11 protein-coding genes are annotated in these 7,976 nt (G+C 64.2%); 5 read left to right on the plus strand and 6 right to left on the minus strand.

Translation table 11 applies throughout. The annotated features are described in order from the left end of the window. The first annotated feature begins 503 nt into the window (after positions 1 to 503). Complete coding sequence (locus Q8M85_RS13410) at positions 504 to 668, plus strand: hypothetical protein (RefSeq protein ID WP_007803240.1); 165 nt, start codon at positions 504 to 506, stop codon at positions 666 to 668. Between the two features lie 151 nt (positions 669 to 819). Here the strand turns inward: Q8M85_RS13410 and Q8M85_RS13415 are convergent, their stop codons facing one another. The 3 genes from Q8M85_RS13415 to Q8M85_RS13425 form a co-directional block, all read right to left on the minus strand. Beyond that, positions 820 to 1,452 carry a transmembrane anchor protein gene (locus Q8M85_RS13415; protein ID WP_305545448.1) on the minus strand — a complete coding sequence of 211 codons (633 nt, stop codon included), beginning with the start codon at positions 1,450 to 1,452 and terminating at the stop codon, positions 820 to 822. Positions 1,453 to 1,474: 22 nt separating this feature from the next. Then, a complete protein-coding gene (locus Q8M85_RS13420) occupies positions 1,475 to 2,203 on the minus strand; it encodes a HupE/UreJ family protein (protein ID WP_371135251.1) in 729 nt (242 codons plus the stop codon). A 63-nt stretch (positions 2,204 to 2,266) separates the two neighbouring features. Continuing rightward, positions 2,267 to 2,623, minus strand: coding sequence for a hypothetical protein (locus Q8M85_RS13425; RefSeq protein WP_305545451.1), 357 nt, complete (start codon positions 2,621 to 2,623; stop codon positions 2,267 to 2,269). 78 nt (positions 2,624 to 2,701) lie between these two features. On the opposite strand from Q8M85_RS13425, the gene Q8M85_RS13430 reads away from it, so the two are divergent. The 3 genes from Q8M85_RS13430 to Q8M85_RS13440 are packed head-to-tail and all read left to right on the plus strand — an operon-like array spanning position 2,702 to position 4,791. Beyond that, positions 2,702 to 2,962 carry a metal-sensing transcriptional repressor gene (locus Q8M85_RS13430; protein ID WP_113901411.1) on the plus strand — a complete coding sequence of 87 codons (261 nt, stop codon included), beginning with the start codon at positions 2,702 to 2,704 and terminating at the stop codon, positions 2,960 to 2,962. Beyond that, positions 2,955 to 4,274: an MFS transporter gene (locus Q8M85_RS13435; RefSeq protein ID WP_371135252.1), complete on the plus strand. Its 1,320-nt coding sequence runs from the start codon at positions 2,955 to 2,957 to the stop codon at positions 4,272 to 4,274. The genes Q8M85_RS13430 and Q8M85_RS13435 overlap by 8 nt, the downstream gene beginning before the upstream one ends. A 37-nt stretch (positions 4,275 to 4,311) precedes the next feature. Beyond that, on the plus strand, positions 4,312 to 4,791 hold the full coding sequence (locus Q8M85_RS13440; RefSeq protein WP_305545458.1) for a DUF411 domain-containing protein: 480 nt from the start codon (positions 4,312 to 4,314) through the stop codon (positions 4,789 to 4,791). A gap of 6 nt (positions 4,792 to 4,797) precedes the next feature. Here Q8M85_RS13440 and chrA read toward each other — a convergent pair whose 3' ends face one another. Continuing rightward, positions 4,798 to 6,165 carry a chromate efflux transporter gene (gene chrA, locus Q8M85_RS13445; RefSeq protein WP_305545461.1) on the minus strand — a complete coding sequence of 456 codons (1,368 nt, stop codon included), beginning with the start codon at positions 6,163 to 6,165 and terminating at the stop codon, positions 4,798 to 4,800. Next, a complete protein-coding gene (locus Q8M85_RS13450) occupies positions 6,162 to 6,995 on the minus strand; it encodes a sulfurtransferase/chromate resistance protein (protein WP_305545464.1) in 834 nt (277 codons plus the stop codon). The genes chrA and Q8M85_RS13450 overlap by 4 nt, the downstream gene beginning before the upstream one ends. Positions 6,996 to 7,026: 31 nt before the next feature. Between Q8M85_RS13450 and Q8M85_RS13455 the strand changes: the two genes are divergently transcribed. Next, on the plus strand, positions 7,027 to 7,182 hold the full coding sequence (locus Q8M85_RS13455) for a hypothetical protein (protein WP_305545467.1): 156 nt from the start codon (positions 7,027 to 7,029) through the stop codon (positions 7,180 to 7,182). Between the two features lie 40 nt (positions 7,183 to 7,222). On the opposite strand, the gene Q8M85_RS13460 is transcribed toward Q8M85_RS13455, so the two are convergent. Further along, a complete protein-coding gene (locus tag Q8M85_RS13460; RefSeq protein WP_305545468.1) occupies positions 7,223 to 7,543 on the minus strand; it encodes an H-NS histone family protein in 321 nt (106 codons plus the stop codon). Positions 7,544 to 7,976: the final 433 nt, after the last annotated feature.

Below are 7,976 nucleotides of genomic sequence, written 5' to 3' on the forward strand. Positions count from 1 at the left end.
ATGCCGCACAAAAGGCCTGATAGAAGACCGCACTCGATCACACCTCAGGAAGCGTCAAAAGCAACTTGCATCACGGGCGGCAACCATAGAAGGGGGCGCGGATCTGGCCGCCTGAGCCCTGACATGGCGTGAGGGGCCTGCTCATGCGCGGGCCTCTCACCGACCACAACCCCGTCCCGCGATGTCGCGGGGCGCCCAAGGATCCATCCTCCAAGACGGAGGTCTTCAACCAAGAGCCTTCCCGGGAAGCTGGCGGCGTTAAAAGCACCAGCGGGACAACAGGCTCCTGACGTTGGGGCACCATCCCCCGCTCGCCATTCCCTTCCTTGCCCCGAGTCCCGTCTTCGAGATCAACCCGCGAGGGGTCGGACTACGGGCGAGCCCGTGCCGCCGGGTGGATTCGGGCGAGCCGAACGCACCCGGTGATGTCAGCCAGTCTTCGGGCCTGCGGGGTCCTGTCGCGCGGGGGATGGTCCCCCGCCTCCCAGACAGGAGCCAAACAGATGTCCCGTAAAGATGCTCACGCTTTCGCCGCCTCCCTCGCCGCTACGCTCATGGTTTCGATCGTGGTCTTCCAGGCAGGGGATGGAACCTTCGGCGCCGTCCCCGCCGATGAAATCGACGGCGACGAGGTTGTGATCGTCTCGGAATACGATCCTTTCGGGTGAGGCTTCGGCCTCACTTCCCGAGGGCCTGGGCGCAGCGCAGGTGCGCCTTGGACCGTTCGTCGGCTATACCGACTTACGAAATCGGATTGAGTGGCATGGCCACTGGAAGGCGGTCACCCGCGGACCAGGCCGCGAATGACCGCAGCCGGTATTAGTACGTCTCGACGATGCCGCTGTATTCACCGCGCAGCTGGATGGTCATCGTGATCGGGGTGCTATCACGGTTGCGCCAGAACCAGCCATGGTCCCCGGCAAAGGGGGCTTCGATGCTGCCCGCGCCTTCGGTTTTACCGGCGCCACGTTCATAATCGACGGACTCACCGCCGCTATGGGCATGCAGGTCAAAGTTGACCCGGCCGCCCGTCGCGGTCCACGCATATTCGGCCACATCTCCCGCTTCCATCGTCATCTTGATTTCTGCGGTGGCCCCGGGTTCGAGGGTGAAGGTGACTTCGTCCCGCCAAGCGACCTGAGCCTCCTGCGCGTGGGCCGTGCCGACAAACAAGCCGAAGACGGCGTCAAGAACGCTTGAGGACTGATCCCGGGCACGCTGCTCGTCCAGCAGGCGATCTGCCTCGGCCTCTGCGGCCAGCTGAACCTTGATCTCGCCCATCTCGGTCAGACCGAGAACGCGGCCGATCCCGGTCGGGTCGATCGCATATTCTGCGGGCAGATAGACGGTGACCGTAATCACCACAGCCCCGATCGCCGCGAACACGGTTGACCGGAACAGTTGCGCCTGGGTTGGCAGATCTTCGAGGTTTGGTTTGGGTGCGTTGTTCATTTTACTCTCCAATGTCCAAAATTCAGGTTGAGGCAAAGTAGCCAGCGACTTGAATGCCGGTCAGCCAAAGTCCGAGACCGATCATGATCACATTCGCGACCGTGGCCTGACGCATGAAGTTCGGGCTGCGCCGCCAGTAGCCCATGACGATCAGGATGACGGCCAGGGCGAGTAACTGGCCCACTTCGACGCCCACGTTGAACGCCAAGAGGTTGGCCAGCAGCCCATCTTGCGGGATGTTGTAGTCCAGGATCTTGGATGCCAGACCCGTGCCATGCAGCAGCCCGAATATCAGCGTGGCCGCTTTGGTGTTGGGCTGGACCCCGAACCATTTCTGGTAGGCTCCGAGGTTGTCGAGTGCCTTGTAGACGACCGAAAGCCCGATGATCGCGTCGATGATGTAGGCGTTGATGCCCCAGCCATACCAGACGCCCAGAAGCATCGTGACCGAATGGCCAACAGCGAAGATGCTGACGTAGATGGCCACGTCCTTCATCTTGTAGAGGAAGAAGACGACGCCTAGCAGAAACAGGATGTGGTCATATCCGGTCACCATGTGCTTGGCGCCGAGATAAATGAAGGGGATGATATGGACCCCCCAGATCTCCTGGATGTAGCCCGCGTCACCAGCGGTGACGTTATGAGCAAGGGCTTGAGCGACGCTCGAGGCGTAAAGCGCAAGCACCATGAGGATGAGGGCTGTAGCGCGGCAAGATGCCAGCGCGCGCAAGCCCGATGAAGTCGAACGCATGAAGATAACTCCGTTATTGATGGTGTTTGACGATGCCCGCTGCGCGTTTCACGCAGCGGCTGGTCAGACACGCGGAGGTCGTTCAATCCGGAAAATGCGGTGCGGACCCGACTGTGACGCCCGCAGGCGCCAGGCATCTTGTGCGTCGGGCCAGATACCGCCGCTGGCGGCCATGACTGCAAGAGCCGGGCTGTGGTCGTGATCGACGGCGTCGTGGCTATGTCCGTGCAAGGCCGCAAGCAGGTCTTCCTGAAACCCGTGGCTGTGGCCGTGATCGGCAATCATCTGGGCGTGCTCGTTCAGAGTCTCGGCGATGCGCGGGACATGGGACAGGCTAGGCAGGATCGACCAACCAAACAGCGACAGGCACAGAAGTGCCGTCATGATCCGCCCTGCGAGTGTCTGTCCAGTCCGCGTCACGAAAGCCTGCCCGAAACTTGTGCGGCACGCGTGCGGTGCCGTCTTGTTCTATCCTCCCCTGGGGGATAGCGTGCTTTTATGTCAGAACCGCACCTCCATGCAACCCACCCTGCCCTGATCGCCCGGCTGAAACGCGCCGACGGGCATCTGCGCGCGGTGATCGAGATGATCGAGGCTGGAAAGCCCTGCCTTGAAATCGCACAGCAACTCCACGCTGTGGAAAAGGCCGTGGTGAATGCCAAGCGCGCGCTGATCCACGATCACATGGATCATTGCCTCGATACCGAACATTCGGAGCAGGACCGCGCGGACCTCAAGACCATCGCCCGGTATCTGTAGCGCCATGCTCAGCACCCTGCGCAACCCCACCTTCCGCCATCTCTTTGCCGCCCAGCTGGTCGCCCTGCTGGGGACGGGGTTGGCGACGGTGGCACTCGGGCTTTTGGCCTGGCAACTGGCCGGTGACAATGCGGGCGCGGTGCTGGGCACGGCGCTGGCGATCAAGATGGTGGCCTATGTGACGCTGGCCCCGGTGGCGGCGGCGATTGCCGAACGCTTGCCGCGCCGGGCGTTCCTTGTGGCGCTGGACCTGATCCGGGCGGGTGTGATCGCCTGTCTGCCCTTCGTCGATCAGGTCTGGCAGGTCTATGTCCTGATCTTCGCGCTGCAGGCGGCCTCGGCCGGGTTCACACCCGCGTTTCAGGCGGTGATCCCCGACGTGCTGAAGGACGAGGAAGACTATACCAATGCCCTTTCGCTGTTGCGGCTGGCTGAAGATCTCGAACAACTGGCTTCGCCAATCCTTGCGGCCTTGCTGATGACGGTGGTCAGCTTTCCGGTGCTGTTCGCGGGCACGGTCGCGGGCTTCGTCGCCTCAGCCCTGTTGGTGGTGACCGCGCGGCTGCCCGAACGAACACGGGCCGAGAACAGCCATTTCTGGGCCGATGTGACCAAGGGCATCCGCATCTACACGGCCACCCCCCGCCTGCGCGGGCTGATGGTGATGGAGGCCGCCGTCGCAGCTGCGGGCGCGATGGTCTATGTGAACACAGTCGTACTGGTAAAGGCCCGGCTAGGCTTGGGCGAAGAAGCCGTGGCGCTCGCATTTGCTGGCTTTGGCGCGGGCTCGATGCTGGCCGCCTTCCTTTTGCCGCGCATCCTCACCCGGCTGGACGATCGCCCGGTGATGATCGGCGGCGCGGCCCTGATGGTCGCGGGCGTGGCGCTCGTGCCGATGGTCGGCAGCCTTGCCAGCCTCATCGCGCTCTGGGCCGTGATCGGCTTCGGCTTTTCGCTGACCCAGACGCCCATCGGGCGCATCATCAACCGCTCGGCGCGCGAGGCCGACCGGGGTGCCGTCTTTGCCGCACAGTTCGCCCTATCGCACGCTTGCTGGCTTGTGACCTACCCCCTTGCTGGCTGGATCGGCGCCAGTGCCGGGCTTTCGGCGGCAGCCATCATGCTTGCTGTCATCGGTGCTGCGGGCGTGGTGGCGGTGTTGCGCCTTTGGCCGGCACAGAATCAGTCTGTCCTGCCACACGTCCACCCGGACTTGCCACCGGATCACCCGCATCTGGCCGAACACGGGCCGCAACACGCCCACGCTGTCGTCATCGATGACCTGCACCGCCGCTGGCCAAAGGCCGCCTGACGCTATGACCATTCGACATCAGAAAGTGTCCGATGCCATGAACGCCATCCTCCTATCCCGCCGCGCTGCCTTGATCGGCCTGATCGCCACTCTCGGTGCCGTACTGCGCCCCCAAACCGGGGTTGCATCGCCGACAGCGATCCGCGTCGCCAAGGATCCCAATTGCGGTTGCTGTGACGCCTGGATCGACATCCTTGAAGCCGACGGCTTTGCCGCCACCGTCGATCTGCTCGACTACGACGCGCTGCAGGCCCACAAGGCAGCCAGCGGCATCCCGGCCGCGATGGTCTCCTGCCACACCGCGCAGATCGACGGCTATGTGATCGAAGGCCATGTGCCGCCCGCGGACATTCGTCGCTTGCTGGCCGAGCGCCCCGATGCCATCGGCCTGTCCGTGCCGGGTATGCCCTATGGCTCTCCGGGCATGGGGCCGGAGAGTGCGCGCGAGGCCTACGTCGTCCACCTGATCCGCAGGGATGGCACGACCGAGGTTTTCGCCACTTACGACGCGGCGTGACTGCGGTCAGGTCAGACCGACCAGATGCAGCGTCAGGCCGAGTGCTGCCGCCCCGGCCAGAACAGTGGCCATGCCCAGCTTCAGTCGGAACACCGCGACCAGTGCCAAAATCGACAAGGCCGCCGCAGCCCAATCCAACGTGGCCATCACAGGCAGTTCCAGCGACAGCGGTCCGGCATCGACCCGAACGACCTCGCGCCAGATGACGTGGACGGCGAACCAGATGGCAAGGTTCAGGATCACCCCCACCACCGCCGCTGTGACCGCCGACAGGGCCGCCGAGAGCGCCCGGTTTGACCGCAGCCGTTCCATGAACGGCGCGCCGAGGAAGATCCAGGCAAAGCACGGCGCAAAGGTGACCCAAGTCGCCAAGAGCCCACCAAGCGTCCCCGCAAGTAGCGGCGCGGCCCAGCCCGCCTCGCGGAAGCTGCCCATGAAGCCCACGAACTGCAGCACCATGATGAGCGGCCCGGGCGTGGTTTCCGCCATGCCCAGGCCGTCCAGCATCTCGCCCGGTTGCAGCCAGCCATAGGTGCCGACCGCCTCTTGCGCGACCCAGGCGAGCACCGCATAGGCCCCGCCAAAGGTGAGCACGGCGAGTTTCGAGAAGAACGTGGCGATGTCGGTGAACACGCTGCCGGGGGCCAACAGGACCAGAGCCGCGACAGGGGCCAGCCACAGGATCAGTGCCACTGCCCCGGCCCGGAAGGCGCCGATGCGCTTTACGCCGGTCAAGTCCCCATGTTCCTCGCCCAGCAGGGTGGCCGCATCTGCGACAGGGGTCTGACCGACCGATCCGTGCCCGCCGCCCCCATGGAACGCCGCCAATCCTGCCTTGGCCCCAGTCCAGCCAATCAGCGCCGCCACGGCGACGATCAGCGGAAAGGGCGCGCCGAAGGCAAAGATCACCAAGAAAGACGCCGCCGCGATAGTCTGCATCGCAGGGTTCTTCAGCGCGCGCTTGCCGACCCGGACCACCGCCTGCAACACGATCGCGAGCACTGCGGCCTTCAGCCCGAAGAACAGCGCCGAGACGAACCCCACATCGCCCCAGATTGCATAGATCCAGGACAGCGCCATAATCGCCACGACACCGGGCAGGATGAACAAGAGCCCCGCCACTAGCGCACCGCGCACGCCGTGCATCAGCCAGCCGATATAGGTGGCCAATTGCTGCGCCTCCGGTCCCGGCAAAAGCATGCAGAAGTTCAGCGCATGCAGGAACCGCCCGTCGCCCAGCCATCGTTTCTCCTCGACCAGGATGCGGTGCATCACCGCGATCTGCCCCGCAGGCCCGCCAAAGGACAGCGCCGCGATGCGCGCCCAGACCTTCGCCGCTTCGGCCAGTGTCGGAAAACCTTGTGGCACGCTCATTTGGACTTTCCGCTGTTCGTTGGCCAATTGTGCTGTTCGTCAGTGGCATCGCGGGCCCACCGATAGAAGGCGTCGTAAAGGGCAATCCCCGCCTCGAGCTGTGCCAGATCATCGGAATACATCCTCGACAGGCCCAAGGATGCCGCCAGAAGCCCTGCGGATTCCGGCGCGAGGTCAAGTCGCGCGGTATCGGCCCCGCGCACGATCAGGGCCAGCCGCTCCAGCGCCGGGGTCGAGAGGCCGAACTCCGACAGAAGGACATCGAAGGTGCAAAGATCGGCCCGGTGGCTCCAGAACACGCCTTCGATGTCATAGGGCATGGCGCCAAAGCGTTCAGCCACGCCTTCCACCTCTGCCGGTGCCACAAACAGGAACACGGCGCGTGGGTCGATAAACCGCCGGATCAGCCAGGGGCAGGCGATTCGGTCGATCTTGGGTCGCGACCGCGTGACCCAAAGCGACCGGCCCTGTCCATCTCGCGCGGTGATCTTTGCAGGGTCGATCAGGGGCAGGCCCGCGGCCAGCCAAGCCGCCTGACCGCCAAGCAGGTATTCCGCCTGCACCCCCTCCTGCCTGAGCCAAGCCGCTGAGCCCTGGCTTAGGCGGTGACCTTCGGCGCATACCACGACCACCGGGCCTGAGAGATCTGCAGCGATGGCCGCCAGACGCTCCGGCGTCAGGTCGGTCTCGGCCAGTGCGCGTGCACCGGGCAGAAGGCGCGGGTCGGTCGCGCGGATTGCGTCACGCCGTACATCAAGGAGGGTGGGGGCTTTCGGAGTGCCCAACAGGCGGGCAAGCTGGTCGCAGGAAATGGCATCAGGCGCAGGCATCTGCGTTCCTCCTCGGGAAAGGTCAACGGGATTGGAACGCGATCTTCAGCTGGCGCCTCGTGGGGAGATCGCAGATCCCCATAACTTTCTTGTCGCGGTATCAAACCGCGTTGTCAACGCTGCCAGAAATGCTTTTAAGAATGCGATCCCGCCGAAAGGGATTGTGCTGATGGCGCAGGTTGATTGATGGCCAATGCGCTCGCGGTCGGCGCACTTCCTTCGCACCATCAACTGATGGTCAAGTCCTCCGCCGTCTTCCCAGCGGCCAACGCCTCCACGAACCACTGCGGCTTGCGGCCACGACCGGACCAGGTGAGCGCCGGGTTCTCGGGGTGCCGGTATTTCGCCGCTGCCGGTGCACGGGAGGATTTCGTCTCGGTGCCGACAAGCTCGGCCAGAGAGTAGCCTAGATCTCGGGCGAGAGCTTCTACCTTGGTGCGGGCTTCCGCCTTCTGCCGATCCTCGAACGTGGAGATCGCCTTGGCGACGTCCTTCTGCATTTTCTTCAGCTCGCTGAGCGACAGTGCCTCGAGATCGTAATCAGCCATTGATGCGGTCCGTGTCCTGAATGTCCCGGTATCGATAGCCTGTCGATGCAGGGTGCCGCAACTCCCGGAAGGCTGGGGCAGGGGTGGCAGAGGCTGGTGATTGCCGTTTTCGCCGCCAGTGGAGTGCTGGGCAGGGGTCAGGCAGTCCCGATTGGCAAGGTGACAGGGTCTGGCATGGGCTCCCCGCGCATCTCTGTCTCCAGTTCCATCCCTTCGACGGACAATCCCCTAATCCCGTTCGGGCTCCTGCGCGCAACCCCGCGTCAGTCCGGGCCGTGTTGCCCCTTTGGGGCTGCCCGCTCCACCCCGGTCCTCTGGGGGTTTCCGGCGTCCGTTCCGTCCACCGTGCACGCGTCACCCGACGGGCTTTTTCCGGGTCTTGTCGAAGGGACGGTCCCGAAGACAGGACACAGAAGGAAGCTTACCATGCAGA

The sequence above is a fragment of the Tabrizicola sp. genome (assembly GCF_030694085.1).
Classification (GTDB): domain Bacteria; phylum Pseudomonadota; class Alphaproteobacteria; order Rhodobacterales; family Rhodobacteraceae; genus Tabrizicola.